This window comes from Bradyrhizobium sp. CB1717, assembly GCF_029714325.1.
In the GTDB taxonomy this organism is placed as follows: Bacteria; Pseudomonadota; Alphaproteobacteria; order Rhizobiales; family Xanthobacteraceae; genus Bradyrhizobium.
Genome location: NZ_CP121666.1, coordinates 7,448,506 through 7,472,512, shown reverse-complemented (window position 1 = coordinate 7,472,512; position 24,007 = coordinate 7,448,506). Strand labels below are relative to the sequence as shown.

The 24,007-nt window shown below is 62.6% G+C and carries 7 protein-coding genes; 6 read left to right on the top strand and 1 reads right to left on the bottom strand.

Features of this window, described 5'->3' with window-relative positions; all coding sequences use genetic code 11:
* The first annotated feature begins 1,644 nt into the window (after positions 1 to 1,644).
* Positions 1,645 to 17,421, top strand: coding sequence for a non-ribosomal peptide synthetase (locus QA649_RS34970; protein ID WP_283021208.1), 15,777 nt, complete (start codon positions 1,645 to 1,647; stop codon positions 17,419 to 17,421).
* 96 nt (positions 17,422 to 17,517) lie between these two features.
* Here QA649_RS34970 and QA649_RS34965 read toward each other — a convergent pair whose 3' ends face one another.
* Entirely contained in the window at positions 17,518 to 18,213 is a 696-nt protein-coding gene (locus QA649_RS34965) for a hypothetical protein (RefSeq protein ID WP_283021207.1), read from the bottom strand.
* Positions 18,214 to 18,688: 475 nt separating this feature from the next.
* Here QA649_RS34965 and QA649_RS34960 point away from each other — a divergent pair, with 475 nt between their 5' ends.
* From QA649_RS34960 to QA649_RS34940, 5 genes are read left to right on the top strand one after another with little or no spacing between them, the layout of a single operon-like run.
* Entirely contained in the window at positions 18,689 to 20,038 is a 1,350-nt protein-coding gene (locus tag QA649_RS34960; protein ID WP_283021206.1) for a SidA/IucD/PvdA family monooxygenase, read from the top strand.
* Positions 20,035 to 21,315: an MFS transporter gene (locus tag QA649_RS34955; RefSeq protein WP_283021205.1), complete on the top strand. Its 1,281-nt coding sequence runs from the start codon at positions 20,035 to 20,037 to the stop codon at positions 21,313 to 21,315. The genes QA649_RS34960 and QA649_RS34955 overlap by 4 nt, the downstream gene beginning before the upstream one ends.
* A complete protein-coding gene (locus QA649_RS34950) occupies positions 21,305 to 22,084 on the top strand; it encodes a phytanoyl-CoA dioxygenase family protein (protein ID WP_283021204.1) in 780 nt (259 codons plus the stop codon). The genes QA649_RS34955 and QA649_RS34950 overlap by 11 nt, the downstream gene beginning before the upstream one ends.
* Positions 22,085 to 22,117: 33 nt before the next feature.
* Positions 22,118 to 22,438 (top strand): cupin domain-containing protein, encoded by a 321-nt coding sequence (locus tag QA649_RS34945; protein WP_283026169.1) that lies wholly within the window; start codon positions 22,118 to 22,120, stop codon positions 22,436 to 22,438.
* Between the two features lies 1 nt (position 22,439).
* Positions 22,440 to 23,996, top strand: coding sequence for a class I tRNA ligase family protein (locus QA649_RS34940; RefSeq protein ID WP_283021203.1), 1,557 nt, complete (start codon positions 22,440 to 22,442; stop codon positions 23,994 to 23,996).
* The last annotated feature ends 11 nt before the right edge of the window (positions 23,997 to 24,007 follow it).

Below are 24,007 nucleotides of genomic sequence, written 5' to 3'. Positions count from 1 at the left end.
CTTCATCGTAACCCCTGTCTAAGAGTTCAGATGAAACTTGCTACACCGGTTGGCTCTTGCATCTTTGTTGGTGGTGGTACGCTAGCTGTTAGATGTGCTCAGCTAGTGATGGAGATGGGCCATGTGATCCGGGCGGCGCTGTGTGCCGACGCCGTATTCCGCGATTGGGCCGCTCTCGCCGATATCTTGTGTGTGACGAGCATTGAAGAGCTATCTGAGCTGCTCAACGCCGAGCCAGTCGAGTGGATATTTTCCGTTGCCAATCCGTTCATATTGCCAGCAGATGTGTTTGGGAAAGCGCGTAGAGGCGCTTTCAATTACCACGACGGTCCGTTGCCGCGATATGCCGGAACTCATGCGACGTCTTGGGCGCTTCTTGCCCGTGAGACCGAACATGGCATCACGTGGTATCGTATCGATCACGGTGTTGGTACTGGTGAGCTGGTCGTCCAACGCCAAGTGTTGATTGCGACGAGCGATACTGCGCTGACACTGAATCTCAAATGTTATGAGGCTGCTATCGATGGCTTCGGCGAGCTTCTAACTGGCTTAACAAATGGAGAGCTTAGTGCTCGTCCGCAAGCGCTAGCGGACCGAAGCTTTTTTCCGAAAGGTCGACGCCCAGATGCTGCGGGCTGTCTGCGATGGGATCGATCCGCACAAGATCTGGAAGCGATGACGCGCGCTTTAGACTTTGGCCCGTATCATACCAATCCATTGGGGTTGTCCAAGGCTCTCGTAGGAGATGACGTTGTCGTCGTCAGGCGCTTGGAGGTGACGGCTCGGCGCTCTGGTTTTGCTGCGGGGGCTTTAGTTGAGATCCACCCCAGCCACTGGCGTGTGGCGACAGGGACAGAGGATGTTGATGTTTGGCTTAACAGCTTGGATGGTAAGGCTCTGGATGCGCGGGTACTCGCGAGGCGTTCTGATTCCCATGTAGGCGACCGCCTCCCGATTCTGAGCGATGACGAGGCGCGCAGCATAACGGCTGCGCATGAAATGTTGGCGCCTCGTGAGGGTTTTTGGCGACGGCGGCTTGAACAGTTCAAAACATCCCAGCTTTCCTTTTTGTCCTCTTCAGTAGCTTTGGCTGCACCTCAATGGCAGTTGAGTTCATGGCGAATTCCAGGTGCTTTGGCTGAGCTGTCTCCCAGTAATCGCACGGAATTCTTGCTAACGGCTTGGCTGACCTACCTAGCCCGCATCACGGGAGAATTAGAGCTTCAATTGGGATGGACTCCCGCGCCGAGCGGATCGCGAGCGGGCTTCAAAGCGCTCGAGGTGCTTGTCGCTTCTGTTGTGCCGATGGCAATTACCATCGATCTCGACAATAATTTTGCAGAGGCGCGCACGGTGGTCGCGGCCGAATTCGCTCAGCTGAAGGAGCAGGATAGCTTCGCGCGAGATCTTATCGCGCGCTGCCCAACGTTGCTCGGTATGGAGGCGTTACGATTGCGCCGGCCATGGCCCGTTGGCGTTATGCTTACTGTAAGTGGCGAGTCTGCCGCTGGTGACCTAGCTTCGAGCCCGACTTCTGAGGCAGCCCTGCCCGGTGAGGCGTTAACATTTGAGGTTTGCGCTCTAGATGGGAGCTTTCGATGGCACTTTGATGCAAGTCGCTTGGAGGCCAAGCATATCGACCGTATGACCCAGCATTTGCAAAATTTGCTATGTGCTGTGAAGGCAGATCCGCGGCAGCCGGTGGGGCGGATTGAACTCTTGTCATCCGCTGAGCGTGCGTATCTGCTGGAGGAGCTGAACCGGACGGCATCGGCCTATCCGTCGGACATGTGCATCCACGAGCTGTTCGAGGCACAGGTTCGCCGTGCGCCGGACGCGGTGGCGGTGGTCCATGAGGAGGAGCGGCTAAGCTATGGCGAGCTGAATGCGCGGGCCAACCGCCTGGCGCATCATCTGATCGGGCTCGGGGTGAAGCCGGACCAGCTGGTGGCGATCTGCGTTGCGCGCAACGTGGCGATGGTGGTCGGGCTTTTGGCGATCCTCAAGGCGGGCGGGGCGTACCTGCCGCTGGACCCGGCCTATCCACCGGCGCGGCTGCGGCAGGTTCTCGACGATGCGGCGCCGCGGCTCCTGCTGGCCGATGCGGCGGGCCGATCCGCGCTGGGCGCCGGTGCGTTGGCCGATGTGAGCGTGGTGGATCTGGAGACGGCCATGCCGGCGTGGGCAAACCTGCCGGCGTCGGATCCGGACCCGCGCGCGCTTGGCCTCACCTCACGCCATCTCGCCTATGTGATCTACACCTCCGGATCAACAGGCACCCCCAAGGGGGTCATGGTCGAGCATCGCGGAGTGGTGCGTCTGGTGGCGGAGAATGATTTCGTCGAGATCTCGCCGCAGGACGTTTTTCTCAACGCTTCCTCGCCGACATTCGATGCGACCACGTTCGAAGTTTGGGGAGCCTTGGCGAACGGCGCCAGTGTTGTGCTCTATCCTGAACGCTATCTCTCGACGGCAACGCTGGCCCGGATCATCCAAGACCAAGGCATCACTATCGCTTGGATGACTGCGCGGTTGTTCGACGTCTATGTCGGGGAGGGGCGGAGCACCAGTGGGCTGCAGCAACTGCTGGTCGGGGGCGAAGAGGTCTCGGCCACTTCCATCAGAGCATGTCAGAAGCGACATCCGACGCTGCGAATCTCAAATGGCTACGGTCCGACCGAGAACACCACCTTCAGTCTCTGCTACCCGGTGCCTGCTGGCTTCGATGGCCAGCAGCGGGTGCCACTGGGACGACCAATCCGGAATTCGGTGGTCTATCTGCTGGACGGTCATGGTGCGCCGGTTCCGTTCGGCGCGGTCGGGGAGCTCTACGTCGGCGGGGCGGGTGTGGCGCGCGGTTATCTGAACCGGCCCGAGCTGAGCGCGGAGCGGTTCATCGCCAGTCCCTTTGTGGACGGCGACCGGCTGTACCGCACCGGCGATCTGGCGCGCTATCTGCCGGACGGCAATCTGGAGTTTTTGGGCCGCAACGACGACCAGCTGAAGATCCGCGGCTTCCGGATCGAGCCGGGCGAGATCGCGGCGCGGCTTTGCGAGCACCCGTTCGTGCGCGAGGCGGTGGTGGTGGCGCACGAGGGCCCCGGCGGCGAGCAGCGGCTGGTCGCCTATGTGGTGTCGCCGGAAGCAGCTTCGAACGGGCTGGACGGAAGCGAGCTTGCCGGCGCCTTGCGCGCGCACATAAATGCGCACCTGCCGGACTACATGGTGCCATCGGCGTTCGTGCGGCTGGCGGCGCTGCCGCTGACGGTGAATGGCAAGCTGGACCGCAAGGCGCTGGCTGCGCCGGACGATGAGGCGTATGCGCGCGCCGCCCATGAGCCGCCGCAAGGCGAGATCGAGATCACGCTGGCACAGATCTGGGCCGAGCTTCTCGGTGTGGAGCGGGTCGGACGCCACGACCACTTCTTTGCGCTCGGCGGGCACTCGCTGCTGGCGGTGCAACTGATCGAGCGTTTGCGGCGGCGGTCGCTGGGGGTTGAGGTGCGCACGCTGTTCGCCAGGCCGGTGCTGGCCGATCAGGCCGCAAGCCTGGGCAGTCATCAGGAGGTGGCGGTCCCGGCCAACCTGATCAGCGAACAGAGTCCGGCGATCACGCCAGAGATGCTGCCGCTGATTGAGCTGACGCAGGGCGAGATCGACCGGATCGTCGCCACGGTGCCCGGCGGCGTCGGCAACATCCAGGACATTTATGGCTTGTCGCCGCTGCAGGACGGGATCCTGTTCCACCATCTGTTGGCGACAAAGGGCGATCCGTACCTGCTGGTCTCGCAGATGGCGTTTGCCGATCGTGACCTGCTCGAGCGCTATCTTGCCGCGGTTCAGCAGGTGGTGGATCGGCACGATATCCTGAGGACGTCGTTTGTCTGGGAAGGGCTGTCGCGCCCGGTCCAGGTGGTGTGGCGCCGTGCGCCGTTGGAGGTGAGCGAGGTCGAGCTGGACGGGTCTGGTGGTCCTGGCGCCGCGCAGCTGAAGGATCGGTTTGATCCGCGCCGGCAGCGCATCGAGCTTGGCCGAGCGCCCTTGTTGCGGTTTGTGATCGCGCGCGAGCCCGGCAGCGCGCGCTGGCTGCTGTTGGAGCTGCAGCATCATCTGATCGGGGACCACACGACACTGGAGGTGATGCGTGCCGAAGTCCAGGCTGAGCTGGAGGGGCGGGCGCATGAGCTGACCGAGCCACAGCCGTTCCGCAATCTGGTGGCGCAGGCGCATCTCGGCGCTGATGCCAAGGCGGATGAAGCGTTCTTCCGGGGGTGGCTGGCAGACATCGACGAGCCATGCACGCCCTTTGGCTTGAGCGAGGTGCGCGGCGACGGCAGCGGGGTTCGAGAGGCGCAGCGGATGCTGCCGGAGCAGCTGAACGCGCGGCTGCGCAGCCAGGCGCGGCGGCTGGGGGTGAGCCTGGCGAGCCTGTGCCATCTGGCCTGGGGCCAGGTGGTGGCGCGCAGCAGCGGCCGCGAGCAGGTGGTGTTCGGCACGGTGCTGTTCGGCCGCATGCATGGCGGGGCGGGCGCCGACCGCGCGATGGGGCTGTTCATCAACACGCTGCCGCTGCGGCTTGACCTGGACGGGACCGAGGTCGAGGCGAGCGTGCGGACCACCCACGCGCGGCTGGCCGAGCTCTTGGCGCACGAGCATGCCTCGCTGGCGCTGGCGCAACGCTGCAGCGGCGTTGCGGCGCCGGCGCCACTGTTCAGCGCGCTGTTGAACTACCGCCACAACACGCCGGCGGCGGTCACCACCTCCGCAGCCGATGATGCGCTGTCCGGCGTGGAATGGCTGGGCGAGGAGGAGCGCACCAACTATCCGCTGACCTTGTCGGTGGAGGATTTTGGCGAGGCGCTCGGGCTGACGGTGCAGGTGGCGGAGCCAATCTCGGCGGATCGGATCTGCGGCTACATGCAGCAGACGCTGGCGCAGCTGGCGGAGGCGCTGGAGCGGGCGCCGAACACGCCAGTGCGGGAGCTGGACATCCTGCCAGCCGACGAGCGGGCGTATCTGCTGGAGGAGCTGAACCGGACGGCTGCGGCCTATCCGTCGGAGCGGTGCATCCATGAGCTGTTCGAGGCGCAGGTGCGCCGTGCGCCGAATGCGGTGGCGGTGGTGTGCGCGGAGGAGCGCGTCAGCTATGGCGAGCTCAATGCGCGGGCCAACCAGCTGGCGCATCATCTGATCGCAATTGGGGTGAAGCCGGATCAGCCGGTGGCGATCTGCCTGCAGCGCAGTCCGATGATGGTGGTGGGGCTGCTGGCGATCCTCAAGGCGGGTGGCGCCTATCTGCCGCTGGATCCGGCCTATCCGTCGGCGCGGCTGCGGCAGGTTCTCGACGATGCGGCGCCGCGAGTGCTGCTGGCCGATGCAGCGGGGCGATCGGCGCTGGGCGACGATGCGTTACGCGATCTGACGGTGGTGGATCTGGCGGCGACGCCGGAATGGACAAATCTGCCGGAATCGGATCCGGACCCGCGTGCGCTCGGCCTCACCTCACGCCATCTCGCCTATGTGATCTACACCTCCGGATCCACAGGCACCCCCAAGGGGGTCATGGTCGAGCATCGCGGCTTGGTCAATCTCAGCTTGGCTCAGATCGGGCTTTTTGGCGTTTGTTGCAACAGCCGCGTGGTGCAGTTCGCCTCCCTCGGTTTTGATGCAAGCGCCTGGGAGCTTGTTATGGCGTTTGGTTCGGGAGCCACATTGCATTTGCCTGCGGATGAGCTCCGTCAAGCGAGTAACAAGCTATCGGATTATCTGCGAAGCGAAGCCATCACGCACGCGACGCTGCCTCCAGCCTTGCTTCAGGGAAGCAGCCAGAAGCTGGAAGGCTTGGGATCGCAAGTTCTCATTCTTGCTGGAGAGCTGCCGAAGGCAGAACTCATCCGGAGTCTTGCTCCAGCATCCATTATCAATGCTTATGGACCTACCGAAGCAACAGTTTGTGCGGCGACCTGGAGTTGCCCCGATGGGTTTGATGGGGCCATTGTCCCGATTGGCCGCCCGATTGCGAACACGCGTGTGTATCTGCTGGATGATCATGGCGGGCTGGTGCCGTTCGGTGCGGTCGGGGAGCTTTGCATTGGCGGGGCGGGTGTGGCGCGCGGTTATCTGAACCGGCCCGAGCTGAGCGCGGAGCGGTTCATCGCCAGTCCCTTTGTGGACGGCGACCGGCTGTACCGCACCGGCGATCTGGCGCGCTATCTGCCGGACGGCAATCTGGAGTTTTTGGGCCGCAACGACGACCAGCTGAAGATCCGCGGCTTCCGGATCGAGCCGGGCGAGATCGCGGCGCGGCTTTGCGAGCACCCGTTCGTGCGCGAGGCGGTGGTGGTGGCGCACGAGGGCCCCGGCGGCGAGCAGCGGCTGGTCGCCTATGTGGTGTCGCCGGAAGCAGCTTCGAACGGGCTGGACGGAAGCGAGCTTGCCGGCGCCTTGCGCGCGCACATAAATGCGCACCTGCCGGACTACATGGTGCCATCGGCGTTCGTGCGGCTGGCGGCGCTGCCGCTGACGGTGAATGGCAAGCTGGACCGCAAGGCGCTGGCTGCGCCGGACGATGAGGCGTATGCGCGCGCCGCCCATGAGCCGCCGCAAGGCGAGATCGAGATCACGCTGGCACAGATCTGGGCCGAGCTTCTGGGTGTTGAGCGGGTCGGACGCCACGACGACTTCTTCGAACTGGGCGGCCACTCGCTCTTGGCGGTGCAGCTGATGGAGCGGCTACGGCGGCGGTCGCTGGGGGTCGAGGTACGGACCTTGTTTGCAAAGCCCGTGCTGGCCGATCAGGCCGCAAGCCTGGGCAGTCATCAGGAGGTGGCGGTCCCGGCCAACCTGATCAGCGAACAGAGTCCGGCGATCACGCCAGAGATGTTGCCGCTCATTGAGCTGGCGCAGGGCGAGATCGACCGGATCGTCGCCACGGTGCCCGGCGGCGTCGGCAACATCCAGGACATTTATGGCTTGTCGCCGCTGCAGGACGGGATCCTGTTCCACCATCTGTTGGCGACAAAGGGCGATCCGTACCTGCTGGTCTCGCAGATGGCGTTTGCCGATCGTGACCTGCTCGAGCGTTATCTTGCCGCGGTTCAGCGGGTGGTGGATCGGCACGATATCCTGAGGACGTCGTTTGTCTGGGAAGGGCTGTCGCGCCCGGTCCAGGTGGTGTGGCGGAACGCGCTGCTGGAGGTGAGCGAGGTCGAGCTGGACGGGTCTGCTGGTCCTGGCGCCGCGCAGCTGAAGGATCGGTTTGATCCGCGCCAGCACCGCATCGAGCTTGGCCGGGCGCCCTTGTTGCGGTTTGTGATCGCGCGCGAGCCCGGCAGTGCGCGCTGGCTGCTGCTGGAGCTGCAGCATCATCTGATCGGGGATCACACCACGCTGGAGCTGATGCATGCCGAGGTCCGGGCCGTGCTGGAGGGCCGCGAGCATGAGCTGGCAGCCCCGCAGCCGTTCCGCAACCTGGTGGCGGCGGCACGGCTTGGCGTGGGTGCAGACGCGCATGAAGAGTTCTTCCGGGGACTGCTGGGGGACATCGATGAGCCATGCACGCCCTTTGGCTTGTGCGAGGTCCAGGGCGACGGCAGCCGGACCCGTGAGGCGCAGCGGATGCTGCCGGAGCAGCTGAACGCGCGGCTGCGCAGCCAGGCGCGGCGGCTGGGGGTGAGCCTGGCGAGCCTGTGCCATCTGGCCTGGGGCCAGGTGGTGGCGCGCAGCAGCGACCGCGAGCAGGTGGTGTTCGGCACGGTGCTGTTCGGCCGCATGCATGGCGGGGCGGGTGGCGACCGCGCGATGGGGCTGTTCATCAACACGCTGCCGCTGCGGCTTGACCTGGACGGGACCGCGGTCGAGGCGAGCGTGCGGACCACCCACGCGCGGCTGGCCGAGCTGCTCGTACATGAGCATGCCTCGCTGGCGCTGGCGCAACGCTGCAGCGGCGTTGCGGCGCCGGCGCCACTGTTCAGCGCGCTGTTGAACTACCGCCACAACACGCCGGCGGCGGTCTCCGCCTCCGCAGCCGATGATGTGCTGTCCGGCATGGAATGGCTGGGCGGGGAGGAGCGCACCAACTATCCGCTGATCCTGTCGGTGGAGGATTTTGGCGAGGCGCTCGGGCTGACGGCGCAGGTGGCGGAGGGCGTCTCAGCGGATCGGATCTGCGGCTACATGCAGCACACGCTGGCGCAGCTGGCGGAGGCGCTGGAGCGGGCGCCGAACACGCCGGTGCGGGAGCTGGACATCCTGCCACCTGACGAGCGGGCGTATCTGCTGGAGGAACTGAACCGGACGGCGGTGACGTATCCTGAGCAGCAGTGCATCCATGAGCTGTTCGAGGCGCAGGTGCGCCGTGCGCCGGATGCGGTAGCGGTGGTCTGCGCGGAGGAGCGGCTAAGCTATGGCGAGCTGAATGCGCGGGCCAACCGCCTGGCGCATCATCTGATCGGGCTCGGGGTCAGGCCGGACCAGCCGGTGGCGATCTGCGTTGCGCGCAACGTGGCGATGGTGGTGGGGCTGCTGGCGATCCTCAAGGCGGGTGGCGCCTATCTGCCGCTGGATCCGGCCTATCCGTCGGCGCGGCTGCACCAGGTGCTTGCGGATGCGGCGTCCCACCTGTTGCTGGCCGATGCGGCGGGGCGCGCCGCCTTGGGCGGTGTGGGCGTCAATGCGAGCGTGGTGGAGCTCGATGCGGCGGCACCGGCGTGGGCCAGCCTGCCGGAATCGGATCCGGACCCGCGTGCGCTCGGCCTCACCTCACGCCATCTCGCCTATGTGATCTACACCTCCGGATCCACAGGCACGCCCAAGGGCGTCATGATTGAGCATGCGAGCACGGTGAACCTGCTGCATTGGAGCCGCGACGTGTTTACGGCATCAGAGATCAGCCGCACGCTGTTTGCCACCTCGATCAGTTTTGATCTGTCCGTCTATGAGTGCTTCGTTCCGCTTTCGCAAGGAAGCACGCTTTACCTTGTCGAGAATGCGCTGGCGCTGGCCGAGAGGTCTTTGGATATCTCTTTGATCAACACAGTGCCCTCGGCGATCGCCGCTCTGGTCGACAAGAAAGCCGTGCCGGCCTCGACAAGGGTCATCAATTTGGCGGGCGAGCGGCTGAAGGCAGGCCTCATAGAGAAGGCTTTCGAGAGCAGTCGGGTCGAGAAGATCTGCAATCTGTACGCGCCTTCGGAAACCACGACGTACTCGACCTGGATTTGCATGCGACGGGGAGAGGCTGTCGTCGAGACGATTGGCCGTCCGATCGCGAACACGCGCGTGTATCTGCTGGATGATCATGGCGGGCTGGTGCCGTTCGGTGCGGTGGGGGAGCTCTGCATTGGCGGGGCGGGGGTGGCGCGCGGCTACCTGAACCGGCCCGAGCTGAGCGCGGAGCGGTTCATCGCCAGTCCCTTTGTGGACGGCGACCGGCTGTATCGCACCGGCGATCTGGCGCGCTATCTGCCGGACGGCAATCTGGAGTTTTTGGGCCGCAACGACGACCAGCTGAAGATCCGCGGCTTCCGGATCGAGCCGGGCGAGATCGCGGCGCGGCTTTGCGAGCACCCGTTCGTGCGCGAGGCGGTGGTGGTGGCGCACGAGGGCCCCGGCGGCGAGCAGCGGCTGGTCGCCTATGTGGTGTCGCCGGAAGCAGCTTCGAACGGGCTGGACGGAAGCGAGCTTGCCGGCGCCTTGCGCGCCCACATAAGTGCACACCTGCCGGACTACATGGTGCCATCGGCGTTCGTGTGGCTGGCGGCGCTGCCGCTGACGGTGAATGGCAAGCTGGACCGCAAGGCGCTGGCTGCGCCGGACGATGAGGCGTATGCGCGCGCCGCCCATGAGCCGCCGCAAGGCGAGATCGAGATCACGCTGGCACAGATCTGGGCCGAGCTTCTCGGTGTTGAGCGGGTCGGACGCCACGACCACTTCTTTGCGCTCGGCGGGCACTCGCTGCTGGCGGTGCAGCTGATGGAGCGGCTGCGGCGGCGGTCGCTGGGGGTCGAGGTGCGGACCTTGTTTGCAAAGCCCGTGCTGGCCGATCTGGCTGCAAGCCTCAGTAGCCATCACGAGGTGGCGATCCCGGCCAACCTGATCAGCGAACAGAGTCCGGCGATCACGCCAGAGATGTTGCCGCTCATTGAGCTGGCGCAGGGCGAGATCGACCGGATCGTCGCCACGGTGCCCGGCGGCGTCGGCAACATCCAGGACATTTATGGCTTGTCGCCGCTGCAGGACGGGATCCTGTTCCACCATCTGTTGGCGACAAAGGGCGATCCGTACCTGCTGGTCTCGCAGATGGCGTTTGCCGATCGTGACCTGCTCGAGCGCTATCTTGCCGCGGTTCAGCGGGTGGTGGATCGGCACGATATCCTGAGGACGTCGTTTGTCTGGGAAGGGCTGTCGCGCCCGGTCCAGGTGGTGTGGCGCCGTGCGCCGTTGGAGGTGAGCGAGGTCGAGCTGGACGGCGCTGCTGGTCCGGGCCGCGCGCAGCTTAAGGATCGGTTTGATCCGCGCCGGCAGCGCATCGAGCTTGGCCGAGCGCCCTTGTTGCGGTTTGTGATCGCGCGCGAGCCCGGCAGCGCGCGCTGGCTGCTGTTGGAGCTGCAGCATCATCTGATCGGGGACCACACGACACTGGAGGTGATGCGTGCCGAAGTCCAGGCTGAGCTGGAGGGGCGGGCGCATGAGCTGACCGAGCCACAGCCGTTCCGCAACCTGGTGGCGCAGGCGCATCTCGGCGCTGATGCCAAGGCGGATGAAGCGTTCTTCCGGGGGTGGCTGGCAGACATCGACGAGCCATGCACGCCCTTTGGCTTGAGCGAGGTGCGCGGCGACGGCAGCGGGGTTCGAGAGGCGCAGCGGATGCTGCCGGAGCAGCTGAACGCGCGGCTGCGCAGCCAGGCGCGGCGGCTGGGGGTGAGCCTGGCGAGCCTGTGCCATCTGGCCTGGGGCCAGGTGGTGGCGCGCAGCAGCGGCCGCGAGCAGGTGGTGTTCGGCACGGTGCTGTTCGGCCGCATGCATGGCGGGGCGGGTGGCGACCGCGCGATGGGGCTGTTCATCAACACGCTGCCGCTGCGGCTTGACCTGGACGGGACCGCGGTCGAGGCGAGCGTGCGGACCACCCACGCGCGGCTGGCCGAGCTGCTCGTACATGAGCATGCCTCGCTGGCGCTGGCGCAACGCTGCAGCGGCGTTGCGGCGCCGGCGCCACTGTTCAGCGCGCTGTTGAACTACCGCCACAACACGCCGGCGGCGGTCTCCGCCTCCGCAGCCGATGATGTGCTGTCCGGCATGGAATGGCTGGGCGGGGAGGAGCGCACCAACTATCCGCTGATCCTGTCGGTGGAGGATTTTGGCGAGGCGCTCGGGCTGACGGCGCAGGTGGCGGAGGGCGTCTCAGCGGATCGGATCTGCGGCTACATGCAGCACATGCTGGCGCAGCTGGCGGAGGCGCTGGAGCGGGCGCCGAACACGCCGGTGCGGGAGCTGGACATCCTGCCACCTGACGAGCGGGCGTATCTGCTGGAGGAACTGAACCGGACGGCGGTGACGTATCCTGAGCAGCAGTGCATCCATGAGCTGTTCGAGGCGCAGGTGCGCCGTGCGCCGGATGCGGTAGCGGTGGTCTGCGCGGAGGAGCGGCTAAGCTATGGCGAGCTGAATGCGCGGGCCAACCGCCTGGCGCATCATCTGATCGGGCTCGGGGTCAGGCCGGACCAGCCGGTGGCGATCTGCGTTGCGCGCAACGTGGCGATGGTGGTGGGGCTGCTGGCGATCCTCAAGGCGGGTGGCGCCTATCTGCCGCTGGATCCGGCCTATCCGTCGGCGCGGCTGCACCAGGTGCTTGCGGATGCGGCGTCCCACCTGTTGCTGGCCGATGCGGCGGGACGATCGGCGCTGGGCGACGATGCTCTACGCGATCTGACGGTAATGGATCTGGCGGCGGCGACGCCGGAATGGGCCAGTCTGCCGGCGTCTGATCCGGACCCGCGTGCGCTCGGCCTCACCTCACGCCATCTCGCCTATGTGATCTACACCTCCGGCTCCACCGGCACGCCCAAGGGGGCACAGAATGAGCATCGGGCTATCGTCAATCGCCTGATGTGGATGCAAAACGCCTATGGTCTCAAGGCAACTGATGTCGTGTTGCAGAAGACGCCATTTGGCTTCGATGTCTCGGCCTGGGAGTTCTTCTGGACCTTGCTTGAAGGGGCGACCCTGGTGCTGGCGCCTCCGGATACGCACAGAGATCCCGCTGCATTGGTCGACTTGATCATCGGCGAGCGCATCACGACGGTTCACTTCGTGCCATCCATGCTGGTCAGTTTTCTGGATACGAAGAGTGTTAACCGCTGCACGTCGCTGCGGCGTGTTTTATGCAGCGGCGAGGCGCTTCTTGCCGCCAGTGTGCATAAGGTTCGGCGCCTCTTGCCTTGGACGGGCCTGCACAATCTGTACGGTCCGACCGAAGCTGCGATCGACGTGACAGCGTGGAGTTGTCCGGGTGAGTTTAATGGCGCCATTGTCCCGATCGGCCGTCCGATCGCGAACACGCGGGTGTATCTGCTTGACGGACATGGTGCGCCGGTTCCGTTCGGCGCGGCGGGTGAGCTTTACATCGGCGGGGCGGGGGTGGCGCGCGGCTATCTGAACCGGCCTGAACTGACAGCCGAATGGTTCATGGCCAGTCCCTTTGTCGAGGGCGACCGGCTGTACCGCACGGGCGATCTAGCGCGCTATCTGCCGGACGGCAATCTTGAGTTTTTGGGCCGCAACGACGACCAGGTGAAGATCCGCGGCTTCCGCATCGAGCCGGGTGAGATCGCGGCGCGGGTTGCCGAGCACCCATTCGTGCGCGAGGCGGTGGTGGTGGCGCACGAGGGCCCCGGCGGCGAGCAGCGTCTTGTCGGCTATGTGGTGTGTGCGCCTGAAGCTCAATCGGATGAGCCGGATGGTGCTGGAGCTGAGCTGGCCGCCACGTTGCGGGCGCATGTGGGCGCGCACCTGCCGGACTACATGGTGCCGGCGGCGTTCGTGCGGCTGGCGGCGCTGCCGCTGACGGTGAATGGCAAGCTCGATCGCAAGGCGCTGCCGGCGCCGGACGATGAGGCGTATGCGCATCGCGCCTATGAGCCGCCGCAAGGCGAGATCGAGATCACGCTGGCACAGATCTGGGCCGAGCTTCTCGGTGTGGAGCGGGTCGGACGCCACGACCACTTCTTTGCGCTTGGCGGCCACTCGCTCTTGGCGGTGCAGCTGTTGAGCCGGGTCTCGCAGGCCATCGGCTTCACACTGCCGCTGACCATGCTGTTTGCCAAACCGGTGCTGGCCGATCTGGCCGCGAGTATCATGGATGAGTTGAGCCGCTCCGGCGCGCAAGACCCGCCAGCCATTGTGCCGGTGTTGCGTGAAGCGCCGCTTGTGCTGTCGTTTGCGCAGCAGCGGCTGTGGTTTTTGGCGCAGCTGGATCAGAGCAGCACGAACTATCACATTCCGCTCGGGTGGCGGCTCAAGGGTGGGCTCGACCGCAGCGCCTGGCAGCGCAGCCTTGATCGTGTGTTGGCGCGTCATGAGGCGCTGCGCAGCGTGTTTGTCGCGCCGGAGGGCAAGCCCTGGGTGGAGCTGCTGCCGGAGGATGCGGGGCTGCCGGTTGTGGAGCACGATCTGCGGGACAGGCCGGATGCGGACGAGGCGCTATTGGGTCTGTGCAGGGAAGAGGCGCGCACGCCGTTCGATCTGGCGCGTGGCCCGCTGATCCGCGGCCGGCTGATCCGGATCTCGGATGAGGAGCACGTTTTGCTGCTGACGCAGCACCACATTGTCTCGGATGGCTGGTCGCTGGGCGTGTTGGTGCGTGAACTCAGTCAGCTGTACCGGGCGTTCGTGGCCGGAGAAGGCGATCCGCTGCCGCCGCTTGCAATCCAGTATCCGGACTATGCCGCCTGGCAACGGCAGTGGCTGTCGGGCGAGCGGCTGCAGAGCCAGGCGCACTATTGGCGCAACAAACTATCTGGCGCGCCGGCCCGTCTGGCGCTGCCGACAGATCGGCCTCGGCCGGCCGAGCAGTCGTTTGCCGGGGCCAGTGTGACGGTCGTGATCGATGCGGATCTGACGCGGGATCTGAAGCGGCTGAGCCGGCAGCATGACACGACCTTGTTCATGACGGTGCTGGCGGCCTGGGCGGCGCTGCTGTCGCGTCTGTCAGGGCAGGACGACCTAATGATCGGCGTGCCGAGCGCCAATCGCGGTCGCCGCGAGGTCGAAGAGCTGATCGGCTGCTTCGTCAACACCCTGGCGCTGCGGCTTGACCTGTCGGGCGAGCCGAGCGTGGCGGAGCTGTTGGCGCGGACGCGGCGCTCGGCCTTGGGAGCGCAGGAGCATCAGGACCTGCCGTTTGAGCAGGTGGTGGAGATCGTGCAGCCGCCACGGCGTCTTGATCACACCCCCTTGTTCCAGGTGATGCTGGCCTGGCAGAACAACGCCGCTGGGACGTTCGATCTTCCTGGGCTGATGGTGGAGGCGGCGGCAGACGGCTTCGATCAGGTCAAGTTCGATCTGGAGCTGAGCCTTGGCGAGCAGGGTGAGGTGATCGCTGGGACGCTGGGCTATGCCACGGCGCTGTTCGATCAGGCGACCATCGAGCGGCAACGAGGCTATCTGCTGGCGCTGCTGCGCGCGATGGTTGCCGATGCGCAGCAAGCGGTCGGGCGGATTGAGCTGCTGCCAGCCGACGAGCGGGCGTATCTGCTGGAGGAGCTGAACCGGACGGCTGCGGCCTATCCGTCGGAGCGGTGCATCCATGAGCTGTTCGAGGCGCAGGTGCGCCGTGCGCCGGATGCGGTGGCGGTGGTGTGCGCGGAGGAGCGCGTCAGCTATGGCGAGCTCAATGCGCGGGCCAACCAGCTGGCGCATCATCTGATCGCAATTGGGGTGAAGCCGGATCAGCCGGTGGCGATCTGCCTGCAGCGCAGTCCGATGATGGTGGTGGGGCTGCTGGCGATCCTCAAGGCGGGTGGCGCCTATCTGCCGCTGGATCCGGCCTATCCGTCGGCGCGGCTGCGGCAGGTTCTCGACGATGCGGCGCCGCGAGTGCTGCTGGCCGATGCAGCGGGGCGATCGGCGCTGGGCGACGATGCGTTACGCGATCTGACGGTGGTGGATCTGGCGGCGACGCCGGAATGGACAAATCTGCCGGAATCGGATCCGGACCCGCGTGCGCTCGGCCTCACCTCACGCCATCTCGCCTATGTGATCTACACCTCCGGATCCACAGGCACCCCCAAGGGGGTCATGGTCGAGCATCGCGGCTTGGTCAATCTCAGCTTGGCTCAGATCGGGCTTTTTGGCGTTTGTTGCAACAGCCGCGTGGTGCAGTTCGCCTCCCTCGGTTTTGATGCAAGCGCCTCGGAGCTTGTTATGGCGTTTGGTTCGGGAGCCACATTGCATTTGCCTGCGGATGAGCTCCGTCAAGCGAGTAACAAGCTATCGGATTATCTGCGAAGCGAAGCCATCACGCACGCGACGCTGCCTCCAGCCTTGCTTCAGGGAAGCCAGAAGCTGGAAGGCTTGGGATCGCAAGTTCTCATTCTTGCTGGAGAGCTGCCGAAGGCAGAACTCATCCGGAGTCTTGCTCCAGCATCCATTATCAATGCTTATGGACCTACCGAAGCAACAGTTTGTGCGGCGACCTGGAGTTGCCCCGATGGGTTTGATGGGGCCATTGTCCCGATTGGCCGCCCGATTGCGAACACGCGTGTGTATCTGCTGGATGATCATGGCGGGCTGGTGCCGTTCGGTGCGGTGGGGGAGCTCTGCATTGGCGGGGCGGGGGTGGCGCGCGGCTACCTGAACCGGCCCGAGCTGAGCGCGGAGCGGTTCATCGCCAGTCCCTTTGTGGACGGCGACCGGCTGTATCGCACCGGCGATCTGGCGCGCTATCTGCCGGACGGCAATCTGGAGTTTTTGGGCCGCAACGACGACCAGCTGAAGATCCGCGGCTTCCGGATCGAGCCGGGCGAGATCGCGGCGCGGCTTTGCGAGCACCCGTTCGTGCGCGAGGCGGTGGTGGTGGCGCACGAGGGCCCCGGCGGCGAGCAGCGGCTGGTCGCCTATGTGGTGTCGCCGGAAGCAGCTTCGAACGGGCTGGAGGGAAGCGAGCTTGCCGGCGCCTTGCGCGCGCACATAAGTGCGCACCTGCCGGACTACATGGTGCCATCGGCGTTCGTGCGGCTGGCGGCGCTGCCGCTGACGGTGAATGGCAAGCTGGACCGCAAGGCGCTGGCTGCGCCGGACGATGAGGCGTATGCGCGCGCCGCCCATGAGGCGCCGCAAGGCGAGATCGAGATCACGCTGGCACAGATCTGGGCCGAGCTGCTCGGTGTGGAGCGGGTCGGACGCCACGACGACTTCTTCGAACTGGGCGGGCACTCGCTATTGGCGGTGCAGCTGCTCAGTCGAGCGCTCGATGCCGGGTTCAAGTTTACCGCCGCCGATCTCTTCCAAGCCCCTGTTCTGAGGGAACTCGCATCGAAGATTCATTTGAAGCGACAGCCCAGCAGTCCGCAAGTGATTTCCGTTCTGGAAACGGGATCACAGCCACCGCTCTTCTTTGTTCCCACAGGATTGGGCGATTGTTCCTATGTCCTCCCCCTTGTGAAGGAAATGGACGTCGACTGTCCGGTCTATGCTTTGCCATGGCCGCATTTCGACGACGAACGTCCACTAACTCTTGAGGCGATAGCCGCGGAAGTAATGCTGGTAGTTAGAGAGATCCAGTCACGTGGACCGTATCGCTTTGCTGGATACTCATCAGGGGCAATCTTGGCTTACGCGATTGCGCAGCAGTTACTGAATCTGGATGAAGCTGTGTCGTTCATGGCCTTCATCGATACTGCGTTATCTGCAAATCGACGAAGCTTATCGCTGACCCAGATGGTACGGGAAGTGCTACTGGATTCTTTGGAATTCTTAGAAGATGACAGCTTCCAGGTCTTAGAACGATTTGCTGCAAACAGCTCGATTGGCCAACTGATTCAAAAGGCACAGCAAATTGGGGCGATACCTCTGGATCGTGATCTAGAAAGCCTTCTTCTGACGTATGAAAAGGCAGCGCAGTTCCAAAGGGCACTGGACTTGTATGAAGCTCCACCTCTTGGAATCGAGATCAACCAGTTTTATGTCAACGGACCTGCCCGCAGCCGTCGTGGACGAGGTTCAATGGGTCAGGGAGCAAGTTCTCCGTTGCGGGGGTGGGACAGGGTTTTGCGTGCTGAAGCCATTCACGCCGTGTCCGTTCCGGGTGACCACACGACGATGATGAACATCCCAGAAAACCGCCGAATTCTGGCTCGATGCCTTTCGATAGCCTTGTCCAATTCACCAGACCGTCGGCAGCAATCGCACGTGCCGCCGAGCTAACCTTGTTCGAGCATCGATTGGAGCGGCGGATATTGACCTGCCACTGCGTATTTCCTCCAGATCGAGTCAGGTCCGGCCTCAGATCAAGATCACAGATCATTTGATTTGTTTAATCAATCGCAATAATCGGATGTTGGGCCTCCCCGCAACCACCGATGCTTGCGATAGCAAGCCATCCAGAGCCCCGGCTTCCGAAAGGAAGTCGGGGTTTTTCTTGCCCGCCGCAAAGCGCAGGATCGCGGCCAGGTCGCCGCGCAATACGATCGCCAGCTCTTCGCCATCGGGGACAAGTGTTACCTGATCGACCAACGCGCGCAAAACCTCCGCCGCTTCGGCTCTCCCGCCTTCACCTTGCAGGCTCTCGTACAGGGCGGCCACGCGTTGACGGTAGATCTCCGCCATATTCGGGTGAAGGAGGGGCGGCGGCTCCGCCGCGTTCGCCAGGAGGTCTATTAACTCGACCTTGCGGGCTTCCAGAGCGCCAATCTTTTCCTTCAGCTTCACTCCCCGAACGCCATCAAGGATAGCTTGAACCGCTTTATCCAGCTCGCGGTCGGTACGCTCGAGTTCGCGCCTTTGCGCCTCGATATCGGCTCCGCGCTCGATCCTGAGTCGATTCACCTCCCGGGTAAACTCTTGGCAGAATTCCTTAAACAGCTCGGGTTCCATGAGATGCGTGCGGAGACCGCTCAGTACGGACGCCTCCAACGCGTCGCGCCGGATGTTCAAGCGGTTATTGCACGTTCCCTTGTTGCGCGCCGTTGCGAAGCCGAGCAGGTCCTGCGAAATCATCGTGCACCGTAACGAGACCGCGGCGGAATACGCCGAGCTGCGCTTTCAATCAGCTTCCTCAGCTATGGATACGCGCGCTTCGTATTCCGTACCTGAATGTCCGATTACCACCTCAATGTCGCAAATATGACAGAGCTGCCGGAGCAACTCCGCACGAAACGCTGTGCGTCGGCATGTTCTTCTGTCCAACAAGGCGCAGTCGAGATTTTGTCGCTGGCACGGCGGTTGCTAATGAGCAGAGACCGCCGGGTGGGGACGGGGGAGATGGTTGCAACCGGACTTTGCACCGATGAGATGGTTGCCGATTCCAGCAGACGGGTTGCACGACGCGGCTATTGCGGATGCGCAATTCATCACGTCTCCTGCGGCTACAGGCCAAGCCGCTGCCCCAACCCAAGTCACACAAGCGTGCCTCAGTCATGAAGGGCAGAATCCGCACCCAGGCAGAATTTGCGCGAGCCCCGAGACCAAAAACTTGCGCGAGCTCAAAGAGACTTCTGTGGAAATGCTGGATGTTATTGGAATTGGGATCGGCCCATTTAACCTCAGTCTTGCAGCGCTTATTGAACCAACTCCGCTCCGTGCACGTTTCCTAGACAAGCGAGACACATTTTTCTGGCATCCAGGGCTTGGGCTGCCCAACAGTCGCTTACAGGTGTCGCCGCTCAAGGATTGCGTGACCCTGGTCGATCCTACGAGCCCACACTCATTTCTCAACTATTTGGCACTGCATGGCCGGCTCTACAGCTTTGTCAACAAGCGCAATGCTTCAACGTCCCGGCAGGAGTTCATCGAGTATTACCGGTGGGTCGCAGGGCGGCTCAATACTCTCCGGTTCTCCGAGGACGTCACGGACGTTGTTCCGTTTAGGGATGGCTATCGTATCAGCACGAATGCAACCACATATCTGACCCGTGCTATCGTTGTGGGCGTAGGCGTAGAGCCCAATATCCCCGACTGTGCCAGATCTTTGTCATGTGAAACCGTCTACCATGGGGCCGATTATCTCGATCGGCAGCTACCGCATGCAGCTGAGCATGTGCTCGTAGTGGGAGGCGGTCAGAGCGGGGCTGAGATTATCGAGGACATTCTTGGTCGTTCTGTATCCACCCAGATTACATGGGTAACGTCGCGCTCAAACTTGTTCTCCATGGACGACAACAGCTTTGTGAATGAGGCTTACACGCCGGCCTATAGCCGCCGCTTTCACGCTTTACCGCTTCAGCAACGCCGGGACATAGTCGAGGGCGAGATGCTTACGAGCGACGGCATTTCTGCCGATTTATGCAACCGCCTTTATGAGATGCGGTACGACCGCAGCGTGGATCGCACGCTGGCCGACCGTTTTCGTGTGTTGTCCAGCGCAGTGGTGAAAGACATCACGTCGCACAACAAGCGCTGGCGAGTGGATCTAGATGAGATTGCAACGCAACGAAGTAGCAGCGTTGTCGTCGATCGTATAGTGCTTGCTACAGGGTTCCAACCACGTATGCCGCCTTTCTTGGAGGCCCTCCTCGAGGGGGCGTGTAAGGAAGGTGGGTTACCCGTGCTGGGGCCGGACTACGCAGTCCGCTTCGGTCGGCACATGCCAGGACCAATATACCTACAAAATCAGAGCCGCGTGCAACACGGATTGCAGAGCGCCAATCTATCTTTGGTCGCGTACCGCAACAGCCAAATTATCAACAGCCTCCTCGGCCGACCGTTCTATTTGAATACATCCGACAGGCAGATGATTCTGGGGTGCGCACCTTTGGACACGTCTGAACGAGACGCCGGTGTAGTTGCGATGCAATCAACCCGACACGTATTGGTTGGCACATGAACGGTGGCTCTGCCTCGCCGCTGCGAGGCCGCATCGCGGATGGAACGGTCATCACCGCCGAGCTGCTTCCAAGCACGCTCGACTACCGCGCCTTTGTTCCATTTTTGATTGCTTCCATTGTCGTAGCAGCAGCTTACGGCACTAGTTTTCTATTGCCGGACTACATGGATGCGCTTGAAACGGACAGTCGTGCCGCGGGTCATATCATTTCCAGTGGCATGGCTACGACTCTCATTTGCTGTTACTTGGCAGGGTGGCTGTCAAAGCGGATAGGCCTATTACCAACGTTGGCCGTCGCATCGCTGTTTATGGCGTTAGCCATGCTGGCCTTTGCCGGCGCTACCATCGATACGCGAGCAGCGTATGGTGGAGGACTCCTGGTGGGCGCTGCTTGGTCCGTGTTCTTCATTCTGGCGCCGCTGCAGCTCATCCGCCATCTGCGGCCGTCGGCACGTATTCAGTATTTGACGTTTTTATCGGGGTCACAAATGGCTGGGCTTGGCCTAGCTGCCCCACTTGGTCACTTGCTCGCAAGATACACTGGTTCGTTGGCCACGATCTACACCGTGCTTGCGATTGCGTGCCTGCTCGCCGCCGCCTGCGTAGACCTTACTAGACGCGCGATGTCGAGGCTATCGGCCCTGGCTATGCCCGATATCGCAATTACACTAGCCGCTACAACGACACTCCTTCAGAAATGCACGGCACTCCCCGTCGCCATGATTGCGATTTCAGCCTGCATATTCGCGGGGCTGTCCACATATCAGAGTGCGTATTCCGCATCTCATCACTTGAATTCCGATCTGTTCTTTCTCGTTTTTACTGCAACGAGTGTGGTGCTGCGCTTCTCAGTCGCTCACCTCATAGGCAGCCTGCCGTTACGCCGACTGGCGTTCGCTCTCATCCTAATGACCGCTGCGTCCCTGGTGCTGTTCCTTCTCAACAGTGGCAGCACCTCGCTCCATTTCGTAGCTACCGTCCTTTTTGCCGCCGGCTACGGGTTAAGTTATTCAACCTTGAACACGATAGCGGTCAATCTCGCCGGCGAGCACGGCGTCTCCGTGCCCACGACCTCGCAGATCTTTACCCTCGCATACTTCCTCGGTCTCTTCGGCTTTCCCATGGTCGGAGGGCAGCTGGTCCTTGGATTCGGCCCTGACGTGATGTTGCTGAGCTTATTGGGCGCGACCGCTCTAAATGCAGTGCTAGCAACCCGCCTCGAACAAAGCACAACCGATCCATCTCATCTTAGGAAGGAGCTCACACATGCTGACTGAGGCGCAACAATCGAAATGGCACCACGATGGATATCTTCGATTGGCAAAGTTCTTCAATCCAGCCACCCGCGACAAGATTTCTCGTTACGTTGAGGAAGTTGCACGTTGGGATGTAAGCTCCGACAAGTGGATGTTGTGGTTCGAGAAGACGAGTGACAGCCGGAAGCTTATCTCCAAGGCCGAGAACTTCTTAGACTACCATGCCCCTCTACGGGAGGCGCTTCTAGCAGATGGCCGCATTCGTACGGCGGTCGAGACACTCTTGAATGAGAAGACACGGATGTTGAAGGAACTCCTGATCTTCAAGTATCCGGACAGCGGCGGATACCGCCCTCATCAGGACATTTATCATGTCCCCCACAAGATACCCGAACGCATGGTCCACGCAATTGCATCAATTGCCGTGGACGGCTCCGACCCGGGTAACGGTGGGCTGTTCTTCACGCCAGCTCGCCACAAGGAAGGAATGTTCCCGATGGATGCTGGCGGCGTGCTTTCCCCAGAGATCGCCGAGACCTTCACATGGGAGCCGGTGCGATTGAAAGCTGGCGACGTTTTGATTTTCGACGATTATGCGCCCCATTACTCCTTGCCAAACAAGAGCGATCGGTCGCGCCGCGCGATTCACTTGGTATTCCAGCGCGCATCCACTGGCGGTCCGACGCGCGCCGAATACAACCGCATGAAGCGCGCCTACAACCCACCAGAGGACGCTGTGGCGGATCTTGAAAACCTAAAGCGTCCCAATGGCATATTCTATCGCAATTGATAGCCACGTCCGAGGAAGACCAGCGTGTACACGATGCGGGCCGACCATTCTCTAATGCGAACCGAATACGGCGTTCTGGTCTGGCGCCTTTTGGAGCATCTCCCGGAGGGGATCAGCCCAGCATTTGGCGCTTCAATCGTGGAACTCGCTCCAGGCGATGCGGTCGACCCGCACGATCATCAGGAGCACGAACTGTGGCTGCTGATCTCTGGACGGGGAGAATTCGAAGTCGACGGTCAGGTCCGCGATGTCAGCGAAACGACCTTGTGTTACATGTCGCCACACCAGACGCACACTATCCGCAATATCAGCCAAGACAGCGCTCTCAAATTTATCTCGATCTGGTGGGATTGACGTGCGCACCTATTTTGTCTGTCCCGCGCCGCCTTGTCCTAACGGCAAACTACATCTCGGCCACATCGGCGGTGTGTATTTACTCGCGGATATTTTCGTTCGCTTTCAACGCATGGCTGGCCATCGGGCCTACTACATCACTGGCTCGGACGAGCACGGCACACATACGCTCGAAGCGGCACGAAGGCTCGGCCGATCCTTTGGCGAGGTCGCAGAACAATATGTTCAGCAGATCTTGGAGTGTCTGCGCGCCGTGCAAATCACGCCTGATGTGTTCGTGCGAACGTCTAGCGCAATTCACAAGGAAAATGCGCTAGCGATATTTAGCGAGCTGCAAGTGGCCGGCTACGTCGGCGTGCGGCCGGGCGTCCAACTGTATTGCGAACATTGCAGTGAGCTCGTTGCGGACTCGCTTGCAACTGGTCGATGCCCGGCTTGCTCATCGCCTTGCGATAGCAACCTGTGTGAGAACTGTGGGTTGGCTCTTCAGCACGACACCATCCGTGAAGCGCGGCACGCAAGCTGTGGCCGCGATCTTGTGCTAAGACCCATCGCGCAGGCCATGTTCGACATGCCACGTCTCGCTGGCCAACTAGACGAAGCCATTGGAGAGAGCGCATGGTCCGAGCCGATACGCTCCAAGGCGCGTGCTTGGCTACGCCGCGAAGTCGGTGGCTTGCCGATGACCCGCCATTTTAAGCACGGAGTGGAGATCAAAGAGCCTGATTCTCTAGCCGGCCAAACGCTGCTTACATGGTTTGAGGGCCTCTGGTGCTTCGACACCGGAATTCGCGAGCTATGCGCCCGCTCAGGTCTGGACGCGAACGCGACGTTGCACGACGAGAACAGCGAGCTTCTCTTCTTCATGGGACAAGATAATCGCTTCTATTACACGCTGGGTGTGGCGGGCGCTCAGCTCGCGCGCGGTTATCCAATTCCAAAAAACAACTCCGTCCAAGATTTCTACAAGCTTGAGGGCGAGAAGTTTTCTACCAGTCGTGATCATGCTCTTTGGGCCGATGAGGTGGCGCGCGCGGTGGGCCCAAACGTACTCCGTTATGCGCTGGCACGGGTGGCCAAGCCGTTTGGAACCGACGCAAACCATTTCGATCTCGATGTGCTCATGTCGGCAGCCTCACGCATTCGGGTCTGGGAGGATGCGTTACGGCGATATGCAGAAAGCGCAGGCACCGCAGAGAGCACCGAACTCTCCCCGAAATGCCGCCGCTTCGCTGATGATTACGCCGCCGCGGTCACCGCCCTTCGCTTCTGGGACGCCCTTGATATCATCGACAGGTATTTCGAGCTAGTTGCCTTCGAAAATGCAGAAAATGGGACATGGAATTCTGTCCAGATCTCGCTGTTCCTGAGCTTACTCTATCCCGTAATACCTGAGCTCGCGATGGGCTACGGCCGGAACTACTTTGGCGAGGCGTGGGCGCCGTCCCTCGAGAGGTCAGCTGTAGCAGCCCAGCCAAAAGCGTCGGTGGACCTGCCCCGTTTTGGCGCGCCAATACCTGCAAGCTTTGCCTTGAGTACAAAAAAGCGCTTTCGCTAAGGAAAAATTTG

Bases quoted from the DNA above. Each gene is read 5' to 3' on its own strand.
- QA649_RS34965 (WP_283021207.1), bottom strand. From the start codon at position 18,213: ATGATTTCGCAGGACCTGCTCGGCTTCGCAACGGCGCGCAACAAGGGA.
- QA649_RS34955 (WP_283021205.1), top strand. From the start codon at position 20,035: ATGAACGGTGGCTCTGCCTCGCCGCTGCGAGGCCGCATCGCGGATGGA.
- QA649_RS34945 (WP_283026169.1), top strand. From the start codon at position 22,118: ATGCGGGCCGACCATTCTCTAATGCGAACCGAATACGGCGTTCTGGTC.
- QA649_RS34950 (WP_283021204.1), top strand. From the start codon at position 21,305: ATGCTGACTGAGGCGCAACAATCGAAATGGCACCACGATGGATATCTT.
- QA649_RS34970 (WP_283021208.1), top strand. From the start codon at position 1,645: ATGACCCAGCATTTGCAAAATTTGCTATGTGCTGTGAAGGCAGATCCG.